Genomic DNA, 19,100 nt, shown 5'->3' with positions numbered 1-19,100 from the left:
GTCAGCCGACGTAGGGGCCGACCGACAGGCCCCGTGCTGCCAGCCACGGCGCCGGATCGATCCGGTTGGTGCCGCCCAGAAGAACTTCGAAATGCAGATGCGGGCCGGTCGAATTGCCGCGGTTGCCGATGGTGGCGATCTGATCTCCGGCGAAGACCCGCTGGCCGATCTGGACCGTCCAGGTGTTGACGTGGCCGTACAGGGTCACTGTGCCGTCGGAATGGCGCAGCTTGACCCAGGCGCCGTAACCGGCTGTCGGTCCGGCGTCGATGACGACGCCGTCGGACACCGCGACGATGGGGGTGCCGATCGGGCCCGCGAGGTCGACGCCGGCGTGCAGCGCGCCCCAGCGGTAGCCGAAGCCCGAGGTGTAGACGCCCTTGGTGGGCATGACGAACAGCGGTCGCTGCAGCCGCGCCTCACGCTCGGCGCGTTCCTGTGCGAATGCCTGACCGTTGGCCAGCTCCTCGCCGTGCACGGTGGCGTCGGCGACCGGCTTCACGGAGATCAACTGCATTCCCCGCGGCGTGGTCAGGGTGCCGTCCATCGGCGCCCTGTCGGCAGCCAGGACGGTCTGGGTGGTGGTGTCGGTGGCCGGCTTGATCGCGGTGTAGGCGGCGGCTGCGGCGGCACCGGCGGCCATCGCGGCGATCATCACGCGGCCCTTGGCGGCGCTGGTGGGCTGCCTGCGGTGCTGCGGTGTGCGCGGCAGGATGTCGGTGTTCTCGTTATTGCTGTAGCGCGGCACTTCGCGCCGATTTTCGCGGGCCGCGGAGAACTCGGTGGGTACAACCAGCCGCAGTGGCTTCTGGTCATCCGCGTCGTGCAGATCGTCGAGCTCGGGGCTGCGGGCCACCTGAGCTTCGGTGTCGAAGGCGGTGTTCTCGCGGAAGTCGATGTCGCAGAGATCGCCGAACTCGTTGAACGGAATGATGTCGGTGACGTCCAGCCGCTCAGGATCCAGGGCTCGATCCGACGGCGAAGGCCGATACGGTGCCGACCGATCAAAGGCCCTGGTCATTGCGTGCGAGGCCGGAAGTTCTCCGATCGAGGTCGGGGCCGGCCGATGCTGCGTCAAAACTCAAAGTCCCTTTAGTCGTGACCAAAGCGTTATCTGGACCCCGAAGACGTTAACGAAGATCTAATGAAGGTGGCAAGCCAAGCCGTTATTCCGTGGCGGATTGTGAGTTGAATCACTTCGACTGCGCGGTGAGATGTGCCACATGAGTGGTAGGCGAGGTCGGCGTCTCAGAACCCTCTAGATACAGTTCCCCCCGGAGCGACTTCCTCATCACAGCATCTTCATCTTCATCAAAACAGTCAGCGCCGACCAGACAGTGAGCCAATGGATCTTTTCGAATATCAGGCGAAGGAATTGTTCGCCAAGCACAACGTTCCCACCACCCCGGGCCGGGTCACCGACTCGCCTGAGGACGCCAAAGCCATCGCCGAGGAAATCGGTAAGCCCGTTATGGTCAAGGCGCAGGTCAAGGTGGGTGGCCGCGGTAAGGCCGGTGGCGTGAAGTACGCCGCCACCCCCGAGGACGCCTACACCCACGCCAAGAACATTCTCGGCCTGGACATCAAGGGCCACATCGTGAAGAAGTTGCTGGTCGCCGAGGCCAGCGACATCGCCGAGGAGTACTACATCTCCTTCCTGCTCGATCGCTCCAACCGGACCTACCTGGCGATGTGCTCGGTCGAGGGCGGCATGGAGATCGAAGAGGTCGCCGCCACCAAGCCCGAGCGGCTGGCCAAGGTGCCCGTCGACGCCGTCACCGGCGTGGACCTGGCTTTCGCCCGGTCCATCGCCGAGCAGGGCCACCTGCCCGCCGAGGTGCTCGACGCCGCCGCCGTGACCATCCAGAAGCTGTGGGAGGTCTTCGTCGGCGAGGACGCCACCCTGGTCGAGGTCAACCCGCTGGTGCGCACCCCGGACAATCAGATTCTGGCGCTGGACGGCAAGGTCACCCTGGACGCCAACGCCGACTTCCGGCAGCCCGGCCACGCCGAGTTCGAGGACAAGGACGCCACCGATCCGCTGGAGCTCAAGGCCAAGGAGAACGACCTCAACTACGTCAAGCTCGACGGCGAGGTCGGCATCATCGGTAACGGCGCGGGCCTGGTCATGTCCACCCTGGACGTCGTGGCCTACGCGGGCGAGAAGCACGGCGGCGTGAAGCCGGCCAACTTCCTCGACATCGGTGGCGGCGCGTCGGCTGAGGTGATGGCCAACGGTCTGGACGTGATCCTGGGCGACAGCCAGGTCAAGAGCGTGTTCGTGAACGTGTTCGGCGGAATCACCGCGTGCGACGCGGTCGCCAACGGCATCGTCGGCGCGCTGCAGAAGCTGGGTGACAGTGCGAACAAGCCACTCGTCGTGCGTCTCGACGGCAACAACGTCGAAGAGGGCCGGCGCATCCTCAACGAAGCCAACCACCCCCTGGTCATCCAGGCCGAGACCATGGACGCCGGGGCCGACAAGGCCGCCGAGCTGGCGAACAAGTAACTAAGGAGACATGACTCGTGTCCATTTTTCTGAACGCGAATAACAAGGTCATCGTCCAGGGCATCACTGGCGGCGAGGGCACCAAGCACACGGCGCTGATGCTCAAGGCCGGCACCCAGGTGGTCGGCGGCGTGAACGCGCGCAAGGCCGGCACGACCGTCTCGCATAAAGACAAGGACGGCAACGACATCGAGCTGCCGGTGTTCGGCAGCGTGAGTGAAGCCATCAAGAAGACCGGCGCCGACGTCTCGATCGCCTTCGTGCCGCCGGCGTTCTCGAAGGACGCCATCATCGAGGCCATCGACGCCGAGATCCCGCTGCTGGTCGTCATCACCGAGGGAATCCCGGTGCAGGACAGCGCATATGCGTGGGCCTACAACGTTGAGAAGGGTCAGAAGACCCGCATCATCGGCCCGAACTGTCCTGGCATCATCACTCCCGGTGAGTCGCTCGTCGGCATCACGCCGAACAACATCACCGGCAAGGGACCGATCGGGCTGGTGTCCAAGTCCGGCACGCTGACCTACCAGATGATGTACGAGTTGCGCGATCTCGGCTTCTCGACCGCGATTGGCATCGGCGGCGACCCGGTCATCGGCACCACCCACATCGACGCCATCGAGGCGTTCGAGAAGGATCCCGAGACCAAGATCATTGTCATGATCGGCGAGATCGGCGGCGACGCCGAGGAGAAGGCGGGCGCCTACATCAAGGCCAACGTCTCCAAGCCGGTCGTCGGGTACGTCGCCGGCTTCACCGCACCGGAGGGCAAGACGATGGGCCACGCCGGTGCCATCGTGTCCGACGGCGCCGGCACCGCGCAGGGCAAGAAGGAGGCCCTCGAGGCCGCCGGGGTCAAGGTCGGCAAGACGCCGTCGGAGACCGCCGCGCTGGCCCGGGAGATCCTGGCGGGGCTGTAAGCCATTTCACGCGAGCAGACACAGAATCGCCCTGACACGCTGCTGTCAGGGCGATTCTGTCTCTGGTGGGGGAGTCCCCGGTTGGCAAAACAGTAACGTGTTCTATTAGCCTGTCGAACTATGGTCGATCCGCGTACCCCAGTCATCGTCGGCGTTGGGCAGTTCACCGAGCGCATCGACGATCCGGACTACCGCGGCATGTCAGCCGTCGAGCTGGCCACGGAGGCGGTCCGTGCCGCGCTGGCGGACACCGGGGCGGATGTCACCGCCGTCGCCAAGGCCATTCAGGTGTTCGCCGGACTGCGGCAGTTTGAGATCTGCACGCCGTACGCCACCGCGCCGCTGGGTTGCTCCGACAACTACATCCGCTCGGTCGCCAATCGTGTCGGTGCCGACCCCGAGCGCGCGGTGCTCGAGCCGATCGGCGGCAACGGTCCGCAGAAGTTGGTCTCGGAGTTCGGCGGGGCGATAGCGGCAGGCGATCTCGAGGTGGCGTTGATCCTCGGTTCGGAGAACGGCTCGACGCTGAAGACGTTCGCGGGCCGCGACGATGGACCCGACCACAGCGAGACCGTCGGCGGGCAGCTGGACGACCTTGGCTACGGTTTCGAGCAATACATGAGCGAGTACACCGCCAAACACGGCCTGAGCGGCGCGCCCGTGCAGTACGGGCTGCTGGACAACGCGCGCCGGGCGCGGCTGGGCTTGAGCGTCGAGGAATACCGGCTGAAGATGGCGGAGCTGTTCGCGCCGTTCTCCAAAGTGGCTGCCAAAAACCCGTTTTCGTCGTCACCGGTGGAGCGTTCGGTCGAGGAACTGGCCACGGTCACCGCCGATAACCGGATGATCTGCGACCCCTATCCGCGGTTGATGGTTGCCCGCGACACAGTCAACCAGGGTGCTGCCGCGGTCCTCATGTCCGTCGAGGCCGCCCGCAAACTCGGTGTGCCCGAAGAGAAGTGGGTGTACCTGCACGGGCACGCCGACCAGCGCGAGCAGGATCTACTGGACCGCGAAGACGTCAGCGTCAGCTACTCGGAGAAACAGGCTGTGGCAGAGGCACTTCGGGGTGCCGGAATCACCATCGACGACGTGGCGACCTTCGACCTGTACAGCTGCTTTCCCTTCCCCGTCTTCGCGGTGTGCGACGACTTCGGGCTGGCCGCAAACGATCCGCGCGGGCTCACCCTCACCGGTGGGCTGCCGTACTTCGGTGGACCGGGCAACAGCTATTCGCTGCACGGTATTGCCGAAACCGTCGCCGCGATGCGGGACAAGCCGGGTGCGTTCGGGCTGGTGGGCGCCAATGGCGGTGTGATGAGCAAGTATTCGGTGGGTGTGTACTCGACCACCCCGGTCGACTGGGCGCCTGATCGCAGCAAGGAGCTGCAGGCTGACATCGCTGCCCTGCCGAAGCTCGCGGTCACCCGAAACGCGAACGGCGCAGGCGTGATCGAGACGTACTCAGTGCGCTACGACTGGCCGGAGCGTACCGGTGTGATCATCGGCCGGTTGGACGCCGACGGCAGCCGCTTCATGGCGATCAGCACCGACGACGACCTGGTGACGCTGATGACCACCGGCGACCCGCTGGGCGCGAAGATCACCGTCACTGCCGGCGAGGACGGGAAAAACCGGGCAGTTCTGGCCTGAGACTGCAGTCCAGTGCCAGCGCATTGTTCGTCGCGCTGACCCCGGCGTCGCCGATCAGGGTCCGGAGCCGTTGGCGTAGTTCGGTCTGAATTCCGGGTTCCAGGATGATGTGGTTGGAGTGAGTGAACACCAGACTCAACCAGTCCTCTCCTGCGTAGTGAAGGTTTTCGCTGACCTCGATCAGTTCGACCTCGAAATCCGAGGTGCCCTCCAGCGTCTGCAGAGCGGTCTCGGCGTTGTTCGCGGAGTTCGCGGCCGGCGTGGTGGCGCCGAATTCGGCAGAGATGCTTTCGATTTCCTGGCGTAATGGCTCGGCCGGTTTGATGCGGTTCCACGCCAAAACCAGCCGGCCGCCGGGATTCAGCAGCGCCGCCAGCTTGGGCAGCGCCACCGACGGGTCGACCCAGTGAAACGACTGCCCGAAGGTGATCAGGTCGAATGTGCGGCCGCCTGCCTGCCAATCCTCAAATGTGCTGCACTCGTAGAGAATTCCCTTAGATCCGCCCACCGCCGCCATCTGCTCATCCGGCTCGACCGCCAACACATCGGCCCCTGCGGCGGCCAATTGAGCTGACAGGATTCCGGTGCCGGCCCCCACATCGAGAACCCTCAAGCCGGGACGAGTCGCCAGTCGATCGATGAGCGCCTGTGGGTAGCGCGGTCGAAAGCGGTCGTAATCGGACGCGACCGCACCGAAGGCCAGGGCCCGGCGTCGGTTGGTGTGCACGGGTGTCGGATCGAGCATGCACCCAGCATGCCCGTCGTACCTTAGAGGTCCAAGGCAGAGAGCTTGCCGGCCAGCCGCTCCACGTAACCGGCGATCTCCTCGGCCGGCTTGTCCGGCAATCCAAAGAGCACCTCGGTGACGCCAATGTCCTTCCAGTGCGCCAACTTCTCGGGCACCGGCTTGAAGTCCAGAGCGACGATCTGCGGGGCGCCTTCGCGACCAGCGGCCGCCCAGGTGTCGTGCAGCAGCTTCACCGGCTCGTCGATGTCGAAGTCACGTGGGGTGGTGATCCAGCCGTCGGCGCTGCGGGCGATCCACTTGAAGTTCTTCTCGGTTCCGGCTGCGCCGACGAGCACCGGGATGTGCGACTGCACCGGCTTGGGCCAGGCCCAACTGGGTCCGAACTTCACGAATTCGCCGTCGTATTCAGCTTCTTCCTGCGTCCACAGTGCCCGCATCGCCTCGAGGTACTCGCGCAGGCAGGTGCGACGCCGCCCGGCCGGCACCCCATGGTCGGCCAGCTCGTCGGTGTTCCAGCCGAAGCCGACCCCCAGACTGACCCGGCCCCCCGACAGATGATCAAGTGACGCAATCGATTTCGCCAGCGTGATGGGATCGTGTTCAACGGGCAGCGCCACCGCGGTGGACAGCCGGACCTTGGAGGTCACCGCCGCCGCGGTGCCCAGGCTGACCCACGGATCCAGGGTGCGCATGTAGCGGTCGTCGGGCAGCGACTCGTCACCGGTGGTGGGGTGCGCGGCCTCACGCTTGACCGGGATGTGCGTGTGCTCGGGCACATAGAACGTCGTGAAGCCGTGGTCGTCGGCGAGTTTGGCCGCCGCCGCAGGGGTGATGCCGCGGTCACTGGTGAACAGAACGAGCCCGTAATCCATGGGCTGAATTAGAGCTTGTTGCCTACCCCCGGGCAAGGCTCGGTCCCGGTGGTCGACACCTGCACTCTCGGCGAGTTAAAGGGGTGACCCCGGCGATAACCCTCGCGAGCATGGGCGACCATGACGACCGAACGCATCGCGGACCACGTGAAATTTGCCTACTGGGTTCCCAACGTCAGTGGTGGACTGGTCACCAGCACCATCGAGCAGCGCACCGACTGGAATTACGACTACAACGTCAAGCTTGCGCAGACCGCCGAGAACAACGGGTTCGAGTACGCGCTGTCCCAGGTCCGGTACGAGGCCAGCTACGGCGCGGAGTATCAGCACGAATCCACCAGCTTCTCGCTGGCCCTGCTGCTGGCCACCCAACGGCTCAAGCTCATCGCCGCCGTCCACCCCGGCCTCTGGCACCCCGGGGTGCTGGCCAAGCTCGGCGCCACCGCCGACCACCTCTCCGGCGGCCGCTTCGCCGTCAACGTCGTGTCCGGTTGGTTCAAGGACGAATTCACCCACCTGGGCGAGCCGTGGCTGGAGCACGACGAGCGCTACCGGCGCAGCGCTGAATTCCTACAGCTGCTGCGCAAGATCTGGACCGAGGACGACGTTGAATTCCGCGGCGACTTCTACCGCATCCACGATTTCACCCTCAAGCCCAAACCGCTGAACACCGCCGAGCGCCCCAACCCCGAGATCTTCCAGGGCGGAAACTCCACTGCCGCACGGCGCAACGGCGGCCACTACGCCGACTGGTACTTCTCCAATGGCAAGGATTTCGACGGCGTCACCGAGCAGCTCGTCGAGGTTCGCGACCATGCCCGCGACGCGCGCCGGGAAGTCAACTTCGGGCTCAACGGGTTCATCATCGCCAGGGACTCAGAAAGAGAAGCAAAGGAAGTCCTTCGCGAGATCATCGCCAAGGCCAACCGGCCCGCGGTCGAGGGTTTCCACGCCGCGGTACAGCAGGCCGGCAGCTCCACCGGCGACAAGCGCGGCATGTGGGCGGATTCGTCGTTCGAAGACCTGGTCCAATACAACGACGGATTCCGTACCCAGCTGATCGGAACACCCGAGCAGATCGCCGAACGCATCGCCGCCTACCGCAAGCGCGGTGTCGACCTCATCCTCGGTGGCTTCCTGCACTTCCAGGAGGAGATCGAGTACTTCGGGGCCCGCGTGCTGCCACTGGTGCGCGAAATCGAAGCCGCCGAAAGCGATTCGATCGGAGCGCCGCTTCAGGCATCGGCCTGACCCCTGACGGCCGTTTGCCAACTGCCTGTGTGACACGCCGATGGTCACGGTCGCCACGGCGGCGTGCGCTAGCGTGGTGTGCGAACGCCGACCTGCGGGTCCGTTCGCAAGCCACAACCGACGCAGCGCCGGGGGACGCGCGGCGTGACAAGGCTGAAGGAGAGGCCATGACTTACCCGCCCACGAACCCGGGCTATCCGCCGTCGCAGCCACCAGGTCCCTACGGCGCTCCGGCGCCGTCGTACGTACCCACTGAGGCCGGACCGAGCAAGCTGCCGCAGTACCTGAACGTCGCCGTGATCGTGCTGGGCTTGGCCGCCTACCTGGCCAGCTTCGGGCCGATACTGGTCATCAAGGCCGACCTCGGCCCTTTCGGCGGCGCTGAGCTGACCGCCGGTGGCGGCGGTTTCCCGGTGCTCGCCACGCTCGTCGGTGCGCTGCTGGCCGCGGCCAGCCTGCTGCCCAAGGCCAGAGACTATGGCGGCGTCATCGCGGCAGCGTCGGGCGTGGGGCTGCTGCTCGCGATCGCCCAGGTTCTCGGTAAGCCGACCGGCACCACCGTCGGCTGGGGGCTCTGGCTGATGGTCGCCTTCACCTTGCTGCAGACCGTCGCCGCCGTGGCGGCGCTGCTGCTGGAGGCCGGCATCATCAGCGCCCCGGCACCGCGCCCGCGCTACGAGCAGTTCGGTCAGTACGGCCCACCGCCCGGCGGCTACTACGGCCAGCCGGGTCCACAGGGCCCGCCGCCGGGGCTTCCGCCGCGTCCGGGTTACCCGTCGCAGTACGGCGGCGGCTACTCATCGGCCCCGGCCAGCGGCGGATTCGGTGGGATCGGCGCCCAGAACGGGCCGCCGACGCCGCCGACCGGCTTCCCGAGCTTCAGCCCGCCACCGTCGACCGGTCAGCAGCAGCCTCCCGCGCAGCCGGAACAGCCTCAGGCGCCGTCATCGTCGCCGTCATCGGGTCCCACCCCGTCGTAACCGGGCACTCGTCGCGCCGCACGTCTGACTGGCGCGACGAGTGACACGGATGGAGGACAGGCGACCAGTCGGGGCGCGCCAGGCTAGTGACCTGGTGCGGGTCGCATTCGGGCCGTCGCTGGTGGCGTTGGTCGTGATCGCCGCGGTGACGCTGCTGCAACTCGTCATCGCCAACAGCGATATGACCGGCACCCTCGGTGCGATCGCCAGCATGTGGCTGGCCGTGCATCAGGTGCCCATCTCGATCGCCGGGCACCAATTGGCCGTTCTGCCATTGCTGCCGGTACTGCTGATGGTGTGGGGGACCGCGCGCGCCACGGCGCGTGCGACCTCACCGCGCGCGTCCTGGTTCGTGACTCGCTGGATCGTCGCATCGGCGTTGGGCGGTCCGATGCTGTTCGCCGCGATCGCCCTGGCCGTCATCCACGACGCTTCGTCGGTGATCACCGAACTGCAGACACCCAGCGCATTGCGCGCGTTCTCCGGCGTGCTGGCGGTACACGGCATCGGCGCGCTGATCGGGGTCGGGTCTCAGGTGGGCTGGCGGGCGTTGCGGGCGCTGCGGTTGCCGATCTGGCTCGGCGACACCGTGCGCGCCGCGACGGCGGGCCTGCTGGCGCTGCTCGGGCTGTCCGGCGCGGTCACCGCGGTCTCACTGGTCGTGCACTGGGGCACCATGCATGAGCTGTACGCGGTGACCGACTCTGTGTTCGGTCAGCTCAGCCTCACCTTGTTGTCTGGGTTGTACGTGCCCAACGTGATCGTCGGGACGTCGGCGGTGGCGGTCGGGTCCAGCGCCCACATCGGCTTTGCGACCTTCAGCTCGTTCACCGTCTTCGGCGGGGATATCCCGGCGCTACCGATCCTGGCTGCGGTGCCGACGCCACCGCTGGGGCCGGTGTGGGTGGCGCTGCTGATCGTCGGTGCCGCCTCCGGGGTGGCGGTAGGGCAGCAGTGCGCCCGACGGCCGCTGCCGTGGCCGTCGGCACTGGGCAAGTTGGCTGTCGCCTCGCTGCTGGCGGCCGTCGTGATGGTCGTGCTGGGTTACGCCGGCGGCGGCCGGCTGGGCAACTTCGGTGATATCGGAGTGGACCAGACCACATTCGGGCCGGCGGTGTTCTTCTGGTTTTTCGCCATCGGGGCGGTCACGGTCGTGATGAGCGGTGGCCTCCGGCGCAGGCCCAGACGGATCAAGCCGCCCAAACCGGAACCGCCGATCGAGGAACCGGCGTTCGCCGACGCCGACGACGACGCGTTGACCGCCCCGATATCCGACGTGACCGAAGTGCTCGCGCCCGAGCCCGAACCCGATCCCGAACCGGCGGCCGAGTCTGAACCCGTCGTGTCGCCGCCGCCACCCCCGCCGCCGGTGCGGCCGGCGCCCAACCTCGAGGACGTCGAGGACTTGATGATCGTCGACGACGACATCGAGTCCGGGCCGCTCGAACGCTGAGGTGTCTGTGAACCAGCGGGCGACGAGCTGCTACGCCTTCGGGGCGATGTTGTAGCTGATCCGGCCGTCCTCGACGCCGCTGACGGTCAAGGTGTACGTCTGCTTCTCATGATTGGCCAGCACCGTGCAGTCGATGCTGCTGTCGATCGTTCCAACCAGATCACCAGAGCACTGCGCCCACGCCGGGCCGGGGCTCGTTGCGAGTTGGCTCACCAGCGATTGTTCGACGTTGGCCTTGGATACGCGGACCACCGCCGCTGCTGCCGCTCGGCCGGCGGGACTGCCGGCGGAGTTTCCTGGCACACCGGGGCCCGCGAGCGGCGCGTTGCAGTTCAGCGCGAGCAAGGCCTCCTGCCCGTTGGATGACTGGCGGCTCCCCTGTTGGGTCACGATGCAATCGGACCGGTCCGTTCGTCCACCCAATGTGGTGACGACGACCGCGGCGTACCCGGCCGACCGCAGTATCGAGTTGGCCTCGTCGAACGTCTTGCCGACGACGTCGGGAGACGCGTTGCTCACGGCACAGGTAGCAGCCGCCATCGCAATGGCCAGCAGGGGTGCCGCGAATGCGGCTCGCACGTCGATCACGTCACAACCTCCCGGGCGGCGCTGCCCTGAGTCACAAAAACGGTCATCGCGAACACCGAGCCCGTTGCTATCCGATACACCGCAGCCGTTTTCGCTGCTCGGCGTTGCTCACCCATAGAAGCGGCGATCCACGGGTCCACAGCAAACTAGCAGCTTCCCGCGAGCGACGCCATTGGCTCGCGGGCGAGGGTCAGTGCTGCGTGCGTACAGCGTCGTTCCCGCTAGGCTCATCGCCGTGCGGCATCCGATCCACGTCCCCCCGAGCGCGCCGGCGCGACTTGTCGTCCTGGCATCGGGCACCGGGTCGCTGCTGCAGTCACTGTTGGCCTCGGCCGTCGGCGACTATCCGGCGCGAGTCGTCGCCGTCGGAGTGGATCGCGACTGCCCGGCCGTGGACATCGCGAAGGCCGCGTCGATCCCCACGTTTTCTGTGCGGCTGAAGGATTACCCCGACCGCGCCGAATGGGACGCCGCGATCGCCGACGCCACGCATGCGCACAGCCCAGACCTGATCGTGTCCGCGGGCTTCATGAAAATACTTGGGCCGGAATTCCTTTCGCGCTTTCTCGGCCGTGTGGTCAACACTCATCCCGCGCTGCTGCCGGCATTTCCCGGCGCGCACGCGGTGCCCGATGCGCTGGAGTACGGAGTCAAGGTCACCGGCTGCACCGTTCACCTGGTGGACGAGGGCGTGGACACCGGACCCATCTTGGCCCAGAAAGCGATCGAGATTCTGGACAGTGACGACGAAGACACATTGCACGAACGCATCAAAGTCACCGAACGGCGGCTGTTGGTGGATGTGCTGGCCGCGCTGGCAACGCGCGGCGCGACCTGGAGTGGCAGAAAGGCGACCATAGGATGACGGTGGAGACATTGATCGGGAAGAGGCCGATCCGGCGCGCGCTGATCAGCGTGTACGACAAGAGCGGGCTGATTCCGCTGGCGCAAGGTCTGCACGACGCGGGTGTCGCTATCGTCTCCACCGGCTCCACGGCGAAAACGATTGCTGACAAAGGCATTCCGGTAACACCGGTGGAGCACGTCACGGGCTTCCCCGAGGTGCTCGACGGCCGGGTCAAGACCCTGCACCCACATATCCATGCCGGCCTGCTGGCCGACACCCGCAAGCCCGAACATCTGCAGGCGCTCGAGGAACTCAAGATCGAGGCGTTCGACCTCGTCGTGGTGAACCTCTACCCGTTCACCGAAACGGTCGACTCCGGCGCCGCGGTCGACGAGTGTGTTGAGCAGATCGACATCGGCGGCCCGTCGATGGTGCGCGCGTCGGCCAAGAACCACGCCAGCGTCGCTGTAGTCGTCGACCCGCTTGGCTACGACGGCGTGCTGGCCGCCGTCCGCTCGGGCGGCTTCACCCTGGCAGAGCGACAGAAGTTGGCGTCGCTGGCATTTCGGCACACCGCGGAGTACGACGTCGCGGTGGCCAGCTGGATGGGTTCGGTGCTGGCGCCCGAGGGCGGCGAGGCTCCTGCGTTCCTCCCGCGGTGGTTCGGCCGGACCTGGCGGCGTACCTCGCAGCTGCGCTACGGCGAGAACCCGCACCAGCAGGCGGCGCTCTACAGCGACGACGGCGGCTGGCCGGGCCTTGCGCAGGCCGAGCAGCTGCACGGAAAAGAGATGTCCTACAACAACTTCACCGACGCCGATGCGGCCTGGCGGGCGGCGTTCGATCACGAGCAGATCTGCGTGGCGATCATCAAGCACGCCAACCCGTGCGGGATCGCCGTCTCGTCGGTGTCGGTGGCCGATGCCCACCGTAAGGCCCACGAATGTGATCCGCTGAGCGCCTTCGGTGGCGTGATCGCCGCCAATGCCGAAGTCACCGTGGAGATGGCCGAGTTCGTCTCGGAGATCTTTACCGAGGTGATCATCGCGCCGGCCTACGAGCCCGGAGCGGTGGAGATCTTGGCCCGTAAGAAGAACATTCGCGTTCTGGTCGCCGCCGAGCCGCCGACCGAAGGGACCGAACTGCGCCAGATCAGCGGCGGCCTGCTGATCCAGGAACGCGACACCCTCAACGCGCCGGGCGACGACCCGGTCAACTGGACGCTGGCCACCGGAACTCCGGCCGACGCCGCGACGCTTGCCGATCTGCAGTTCGCCTGGCGCACGTGCCGCGCGGTCAAGTCCAACGCGATCGTGGTCGCCGCCGACGGTGCCACGGTCGGCGTCGGCATGGGTCAGGTCAACCGGGTCGACGCGGCCCGGCTCGCGGTGGAGCGCGGCGGCGAGCGGGTGCGCGGGGCTGTGGCGGCCAGCGACGCGTTCTTCCCTTTCCCGGACGGCCTGGAGACGCTGACGGCGGCGGGGGTCAAAGCCGTCGTGCATCCCGGTGGTTCGGTGCGCGACGATCTGGTCACTGAAGCCGCGGCCAAGGCCGGCGTCACCCTCTATCTGACCGGGGCACGCCACTTCGCGCACTGAGCCATAACTGAGCCATATATGACGGCCAGATATGACGTTGCGCTGACCGCGTAATGCCGTCGCGGCACGGCAGTCGTAGCGTGGAGAGGTGACTTCACCTGACAACTTCCCCCGCACTCTTGGCGAACTGCGCGCAACCGGGCACCGGGAGCGCAGCGTCAAACAAGAGATCCGGGAGAATCTGCTGGTCGCGCTGGCTGAGGGCGATGATGTCTGGCCAGGCATTTTCGGTTTCGAGGACACCGTCCTGCCGCAGCTGGAGCGGGCCCTGATCGCCGGGCACGACTTCGTTCTGCTCGGCGAGCGCGGCCAGGGCAAGACCCGGCTGCTGCGCTCGCTGCAGAACCTGCTCGACGAGTGGACGCCGGTGATCGCCGGTTCGGAACTCGGCGAGCATCCCTACACCCCGATCACCCCGCAGTCGATCCGGCGGGTGGCCGACCTCGGTGACGCGCTGCCGGTCGAGTGGCGACACCGCAGTCAGCGCTACACCGAGAAGCTCGCCACTCCCGATACCAGCGTGGCGGATCTGGTCGGCGACATCGACCCGATCAAGGTCGCCGAAGGCCGCAGCCTGGGCGACCCGGAAACCATCGCCTACGGGCTGATCCCGCGGGCGCACCGCGGCATCGTGGCCGTTAACGAGCTGCCCGATCTCGCCGAGCGCATTCAGGTCTCGATGCTCAACGTGATGGAGGAACGCGACATCCAGGTGCGCGGCTACACACTGCGGCTGCCGCTGGACGTGCTGGTGGTCGCCAGCGCCAACCCGGAGGACTACACCAACCGCGGTCGCATCATCACCCCGCTGAAGGACCGGTTCGGCGCCGAGATCCGCACGCACTACCCACGGGAGCTGGACGCCGAGGTTGGCGTCATCACTCAGGAAGCGCACCTGTCCGCGGCGGTTCCGACCTATTTGATGCAAATCATTGCCCGGTTCGCGCGCTACCTGCGCGAGTCCAGCTCCGTGGACCAGCGTTCGGGGGTCTCGGCGCGGTTCGCGATCGCGGCCGCCGAGACCGTCGCGGCTTCGGCCCGCCACCGCGGTGCGGTGCTGGGAGAGGACGAGCCGGTGGCCCGGGTGGTCGACCTCGGCACTGTGATCGACGTGCTGCGCGGCAAGCTCGAATTCGAGTCCGGCGAGGAGGGCCGCGAACAGGCGGTGCTCGAGCACCTGCTGCGCCGCGCCACCGCCGACACCGCGCAGCGCGTACTCGGCGGGATCGACGTCGGCCCGCTGGTGTCCGCGGTCGAGGGCGGCTCGGCGGTGACGACAGGTGAGCAGGTGGCGGCCAAGGATGTGCTGGCCGCGTTGCCAGACCTGCCGGTGATCGAGGCGATCGCCAAGCGGCTCGAGGCCGACACCGAAGGGGAACGCGCCGCCGCACTGGAATTGGCGCTCGAGGCACTGTATCTGGCCAAGCGCATCGACAAGGTGACCGAAGAAGGCGAAACCGTCTATGGCTAAACGCCCGCACGGACACGACTCCCGGTATTCGGCATACACCGGGGGTCCCGATCCGCTGGCCCCGCCAGTGGATCTGCGGGACGCGCTCGAGCAGATCGGGCAGGACGTCATGGAGGGCACGTCGCCGCGCCGGGCACTGTCCGAGCTGCTGCGGCGCGGCACCAAAGACACCAAGGGTGCCGACCGGCTGGCCGCGGAGGTCAACCGTCGGCGGCGAGAGCTGTTGAACCGCAACAATCTAGACGGCACGTTGCAGGAGATCAAGCAGCTGCTCGACGAGGCGGTGCTGTCCGAGCGCAAGGAACTGGCACGGGCGCTCGATGACGACGCACGGTTCGCCGAACTGCAGATCGAGGCGTTGTCGCCGTCGCCGGCCAAGGCCGTCCAGGAGTTGTCCGACTACAACTGGCGCAGCCCCGAGGCTCGGCAGAAGTACGAGCAGATCAAGGATCTGCTCGGCCGGGAGATGCTCGATCAGCGGTTCGCCGGGATGAAGCAGGCGCTGGAGAACGCCACCGACGAGGACCGGCAAGCCGTCAATGAGATGGTCGACGACCTGAACAACTTGCTGGACAAGCACTCTCGTGGTGAGGACAGCCCCGAGGACTTTCAAAACTTCATGCGCAAGCATGGCCAGTACTTCCCGGAGAATCCGAAGGACGTCGACGAGCTGCTGGACTCGCTGGCCAAGCGGGCCGCGGCGGCTCAGCGATTCCGCAACAGCCTAAGTGCCGACCAGCGTGCTGAGCTGGATGCCTTGGCGCAGCAGGCATTCGGTTCGCCGTCGCTGATGAACGCGCTCAACCGGCTCGACGGTCACTTGCAGGCGGCTCGGCCGGGGGAGGACTGGAGCGGCTCGGCGGAGTTCTCCGGTGACAATCCCCTCGGCATGGGGGAAGGGGCGCAGGCGCTGGCCGATATCGCCGAACTCGAGCAGCTTGCCGACCAGCTCTCGCAAAGCTATGCCGGGGCGACAATGGACGACGTCGACCTCGACGCGCTGGGCCGCCAGTTGGGCGACCAGGCCGCCATCGATGCGCGGACTCTGGCCGAGTTGGAGAAAGCCCTGATGAACCAGGGCTTCTTGGATCGTGGCTCGGACGGGCAGTGGCGGTTGTCGCCGAAGGCGATGCGCCAACTCGGCCAAACCGCGCTTCGCGATGTCGCCCAACAGCTTTCGGGACGTCACGGCGAGCGGGACACCCGTCGCGCGGGCGCGGCCGGCGAGTTGACCGGTGCGACCAGGCCGTGGGCGTTCGGCGACACCGAGCCGTGGAACGTCACCCGCACGCTGACCAACGCAGTGCTACGGCAAGCCGGCACACACACGTTGGACGGCCCGCTGCAGATCTCCGTCGACGACGTCGAGGTGTCGGAGACCGAGACCCGCACCCAGGCGGCGGTGGCGCTGCTGGTCGACACCTCCTTCTCGATGGTGATGGAGAACCGCTGGTTGCCGATGAAGCAGACCGCGTTGGCGCTCAACCACCTGGTGAGCACGCGGTTCCGGTCCGACGCACTCGAGATCATCGCCTTCGGTCGGTACGCCCGGACGGTGACTGCGGCCGAACTGACCGGACTCGAGGGCGTCTACGAGCAAGGCACCAACCTGCATCATGCGCTGGCTTTGGCGGTGCGGCATCTGCGTCGACATCCCAATGCCCAGCCGGTGGTGCTGGTGGTCACCGACGGTGAGCCGACCGCGCACCTCGAGGATTTCGACGGCCAAGGCGCGTCGGTCTTTTTTGATTACCCGCCGCACCGGCGGACCATCGAGCACACCGTGGGCGGATTCGACGAGGTCGCCCGCCTCGGAGCGCAGGTAACGATCTACCGGCTCGGGAACGACCCGAACCTCGCCAGATTCATCGACCGGGTTGCTCGACGGGTGGAGGGCCGGGTAGTTGTTCCCGACCTGGACGGTCTGGGCGCCGCGGTCGTGGGCGACTACCTGCGGTCGCGCCGTCGCCGTCGCTGATCAGAATCTCTCAGGTATTCAGCAAACCTTTACCCCCCATTGCCGACGCGGCGGCCGTGCCCGACTTCAGCACATCCGCGCGGCAAACCCAGATGTTGTCGACGGCAACGTTTCTCGCCCCGTGGTCCCAGCGAATACCTGCGTGATGTTATTTACCCAGGCGTAACACACCTGTGGGCCGGCTACTCGACACCTGTCGATCCGGCGTGATTGGTGTGATGGGTGCGAATTTTGGCGGTGGTGAATTTCACTCGTTCCGCTTGCTGAAGGGCAAACAGCCCCTTAGTATCTATCAGGATCTTCTAAGATTCGCATCAGCAAAGCATCGAGTTCGTCACGACCTGGGCGAACCCGCACCAGCAAGGGGAATTAGCAATGGCGTCACGAACTCGGCCTTTTCTGATGACCGGCGCGGCACTCGCGAGCGCCGCCGCCATCGTCACCGCCTCGCCGGCCTTACTGCCGACCCACGACCTGGCGGTGGGCGCGCCCGCCCCGCTGGCGTTGTCGACCGCGAAGTATGAGCTGACGGCGATCACCGACATCACCCTCCAGGGCATCAACGACGCCTACTGGTTCGGCTGGGGCGGCTACATCACCACGACCAACACCTACTACCCGGGCGTGAGCAACATCTACGTCAGCGGTGCCTCGGGTGTTCTCTACTACGTGGTGGACAACGCCATCGAGTCGTTCGTCCCCGGGTTCGACCTGGACAACTATTTCTTCGAAGAGGGCTTCCCGGCGGTCCCTTACGTGGCCGCGGGTGAGATCTTCGGAACCTCGTCGCCGATCTTCAAGGCCGCGCAGGCGGTGTTCTACTACGGCATCCCCAATTTGATCAATTCGGTCGTGACCTCGGCGGCGGAGCTGGTGCCGAGCTTCAACATCGGTCCGGTCAAGCTCGGCGCCGGATACCTGGCCAGCCTCTACTTCTACGGGCAGACCCCGGACTACGTCGCACCGACGGATACGACCCCGGGTACCGGATTCGCCTACAGCACCAACGGTCTGTCGGCGATCATCGCCTACATCTCGACGTCCATCTCGGACAGCCTGGCCGCATCGGCAGCGTCGGTCAGCGCCGCGTCGATCAGCAGCTCGCTGACCAAGGCGGTCAGTGCTGCGTCTACCGCTGTCGAGACCGTCGTCAACGATGTTGAGGGTGCTGTGAAGTCCGCGACAACGGGCACCGCCTCGTCGGCGGCGTCGAAGAAGACAGCGGCAGCAGCTGAGGTCTCGACCGACAGCAGCACCTCGACGGACGGCAGCACCGCGACGGACAGCTCGTCGACCGACAGCAGCTCGTCGACGTCCGGCACGGCTTCCTCGGCCAAGACCGCAACGAGCACCACCCCGAAGACGACCAAGCCGGCCACGCCGACGAACCCGCTCGCCAAGATCGGCAAGCAGATCTCGGACGCGCTCGGCGGCAAGAAGGCCAAGTCCGGCGCCAGCTCCTCGAGCGATTCGTCCAGCTCCGGCTCCAGCTCGAGCACCGGTGGCAGCGCGAAGTAGCAGTCCTGCAACAGGATTTCGGCCCCTTCCGATCGGAAGGGGCCGAAGTCTTTTCGGGGCTCGAACGGGCTAGGGCGAAAGTTGCTCGGAGCCGCCGGGTTTGCGGTTCTTGCGTTTGACGCCCACACCGCCCCATAGCGAGAAGCCGCTGATGGTGACCTTCGGTGCGCCCGGCGTCCCGGGGCCGTCGACATTGTGGTCGAAGCCACCCATCACACCGACACCGCGCACCTCCAGGTTGACCTCCGGCGGCAGCAGGATCGTCTGCCCGCCCATGATCGAATACGCGTGGATCTCGACGTTGGCGGACGTGAAGTCGGCGTAGCGGAGGTCGACCACACCGCCCCCGAAGAGGGTGAACGTCGTGATCCGGCCGGGCACGTTCCACCGCCCGCGTCGCTCGAACCCGCTGAGGATGGCCAGCAGAAGTGTCTTGGGGGCGGGCTTGGAAGCGCCACGCCGGTGCGTGGTTTCCGTTGCCTCCGGCAAATCCTCGGTGAGACGGTCCAGATCCTCATAGGTCTGTGCGGCATACGCCTTCGCCAGCCGGTGCTCGTACTCGCCGAGCTGCAGACGTCCCTTGGCGGCGGCGTCGGTGAGCAGCTGAGCGACCTGGATGCGGTCTGTATCAGCGGCCCGCGTCGACGCGTCGCGCGGTGTCAAATTGCTCATCGCTTACGAGCGTACGACTCTGGTAGGCAACCGCAAGAGTGT

The 19,100-nt window shown here is 66.4% G+C and carries 16 protein-coding genes; 11 read left to right on the top strand and 5 right to left on the bottom strand.

All coding sequences use genetic code 11. The features are described 5' to 3' along the window. Position 1: 1 nt before the first annotated feature. Positions 2–1,021, bottom strand: coding sequence for a M23 family metallopeptidase (locus CG716_RS13315; protein ID WP_094480199.1), 1,020 nt, complete (start codon positions 1,019–1,021; stop codon positions 2–4). A gap of 324 nt (positions 1,022–1,345) precedes the next feature. Between CG716_RS13315 and sucC the strand changes: the two genes are divergently transcribed. From sucC to CG716_RS13300, 3 genes are all read left to right on the top strand, one after another. Next, positions 1,346–2,509, top strand: coding sequence for an ADP-forming succinate--CoA ligase subunit beta (sucC, locus tag CG716_RS13310; protein ID WP_094480197.1), 1,164 nt, complete (start codon positions 1,346–1,348; stop codon positions 2,507–2,509). Between the two features lie 17 nt (positions 2,510–2,526). Then, positions 2,527–3,429, top strand: a complete 903-nt coding sequence (gene sucD / locus CG716_RS13305; RefSeq protein WP_094480195.1) for a succinate--CoA ligase subunit alpha — start codon at positions 2,527–2,529, stop codon at positions 3,427–3,429. Between the two features lie 120 nt (positions 3,430–3,549). Continuing rightward, the gene (locus CG716_RS13300; RefSeq protein ID WP_094480193.1) at positions 3,550–5,082 is read left to right on the top strand and encodes an acetyl-CoA acetyltransferase; all 1,533 of its coding nucleotides are present in this window, start codon (positions 3,550–3,552) and stop codon (positions 5,080–5,082) included. Here the strand turns inward: CG716_RS13300 and CG716_RS13295 are convergent. Together CG716_RS13295 and CG716_RS13290 are read right to left on the bottom strand one after the other, a co-directional pair. After that, on the bottom strand, positions 5,039–5,809 hold the full coding sequence (locus CG716_RS13295) for a methyltransferase domain-containing protein (RefSeq protein ID WP_165774139.1): 771 nt from the start codon (positions 5,807–5,809) through the stop codon (positions 5,039–5,041). The two genes, CG716_RS13300 and CG716_RS13295, sit on opposite strands and share 44 nt — an antisense overlap. Before the next feature lie 41 nt (positions 5,810–5,850). Further along, on the bottom strand, positions 5,851–6,702 hold the full coding sequence (locus CG716_RS13290) for an LLM class F420-dependent oxidoreductase (RefSeq protein ID WP_094480189.1): 852 nt from the start codon (positions 6,700–6,702) through the stop codon (positions 5,851–5,853). Between the two features lie 120 nt (positions 6,703–6,822). Between CG716_RS13290 and sfnG the strand changes: the two genes are divergently transcribed. The 3 genes from sfnG (at position 6,823) to CG716_RS13275 (ending at position 10,386) form a co-directional block, all read left to right on the top strand. Beyond that, positions 6,823–7,953 (top strand): dimethylsulfone monooxygenase SfnG, encoded by a 1,131-nt coding sequence (gene sfnG, locus CG716_RS13285; protein WP_094480188.1) that lies wholly within the window; start codon positions 6,823–6,825, stop codon positions 7,951–7,953. A gap of 167 nt (positions 7,954–8,120) precedes the next feature. Further along, positions 8,121–8,933 carry a DUF5336 domain-containing protein gene (locus CG716_RS13280; protein ID WP_094480186.1) on the top strand — a complete coding sequence of 271 codons (813 nt, stop codon included), beginning with the start codon at positions 8,121–8,123 and terminating at the stop codon, positions 8,931–8,933. Between the two features lie 49 nt (positions 8,934–8,982). Continuing rightward, positions 8,983–10,386 carry a cell division protein PerM gene (locus tag CG716_RS13275; RefSeq protein WP_094480184.1) on the top strand — a complete coding sequence of 468 codons (1,404 nt, stop codon included), beginning with the start codon at positions 8,983–8,985 and terminating at the stop codon, positions 10,384–10,386. 30 nt (positions 10,387–10,416) lie between these two features. Here the strand turns inward: CG716_RS13275 and CG716_RS30530 are convergent, their stop codons facing one another. Further along, a complete protein-coding gene (locus CG716_RS30530) occupies positions 10,417–10,974 on the bottom strand; it encodes a PASTA domain-containing protein (RefSeq protein WP_207760669.1) in 558 nt (185 codons plus the stop codon). 235 nt (positions 10,975–11,209) lie between these two features. Between CG716_RS30530 and purN the strand changes: the two genes are divergently transcribed. The 5 genes from purN (at position 11,210) to CG716_RS13245 (ending at position 18,386) form a co-directional block, all read left to right on the top strand. Further along, entirely contained in the window at positions 11,210–11,839 is a 630-nt protein-coding gene (gene purN / locus CG716_RS13265) for a phosphoribosylglycinamide formyltransferase (protein ID WP_094480282.1), read from the top strand. Continuing rightward, positions 11,836–13,419, top strand: coding sequence for a bifunctional phosphoribosylaminoimidazolecarboxamide formyltransferase/IMP cyclohydrolase (gene purH / locus CG716_RS13260; RefSeq protein ID WP_094480182.1), 1,584 nt, complete (start codon positions 11,836–11,838; stop codon positions 13,417–13,419). The genes purN and purH overlap by 4 nt, the downstream gene beginning before the upstream one ends. Positions 13,420–13,507: 88 nt before the next feature. Next, positions 13,508–14,890 (top strand): sigma 54-interacting transcriptional regulator, encoded by a 1,383-nt coding sequence (locus CG716_RS13255; protein ID WP_094480180.1) that lies wholly within the window; start codon positions 13,508–13,510, stop codon positions 14,888–14,890. Then, positions 14,883–16,868 (top strand): VWA domain-containing protein, encoded by a 1,986-nt coding sequence (locus CG716_RS13250; RefSeq protein ID WP_094480178.1) that lies wholly within the window; start codon positions 14,883–14,885, stop codon positions 16,866–16,868. The genes CG716_RS13255 and CG716_RS13250 overlap by 8 nt, the downstream gene beginning before the upstream one ends. A gap of 375 nt (positions 16,869–17,243) precedes the next feature. After that, positions 17,244–18,386 carry a hypothetical protein gene (locus tag CG716_RS13245; protein WP_133066934.1) on the top strand — a complete coding sequence of 381 codons (1,143 nt, stop codon included), beginning with the start codon at positions 17,244–17,246 and terminating at the stop codon, positions 18,384–18,386. A 69-nt stretch (positions 18,387–18,455) separates the two neighbouring features. Here CG716_RS13245 and CG716_RS13240 read toward each other — a convergent pair whose 3' ends face one another. Beyond that, positions 18,456–19,058 carry a DUF1707 SHOCT-like domain-containing protein gene (locus tag CG716_RS13240; protein WP_094480174.1) on the bottom strand — a complete coding sequence of 201 codons (603 nt, stop codon included), beginning with the start codon at positions 19,056–19,058 and terminating at the stop codon, positions 18,456–18,458. Positions 19,059–19,100: the final 42 nt, after the last annotated feature.

The sequence above is a fragment of the Mycolicibacterium sphagni genome, assembly GCF_002250655.1.
Lineage (GTDB): Bacteria > Actinomycetota > Actinomycetes > Mycobacteriales > Mycobacteriaceae > Mycobacterium > Mycobacterium sphagni.
This window is presented reverse-complemented; position numbering and strand designations above follow the sequence as displayed.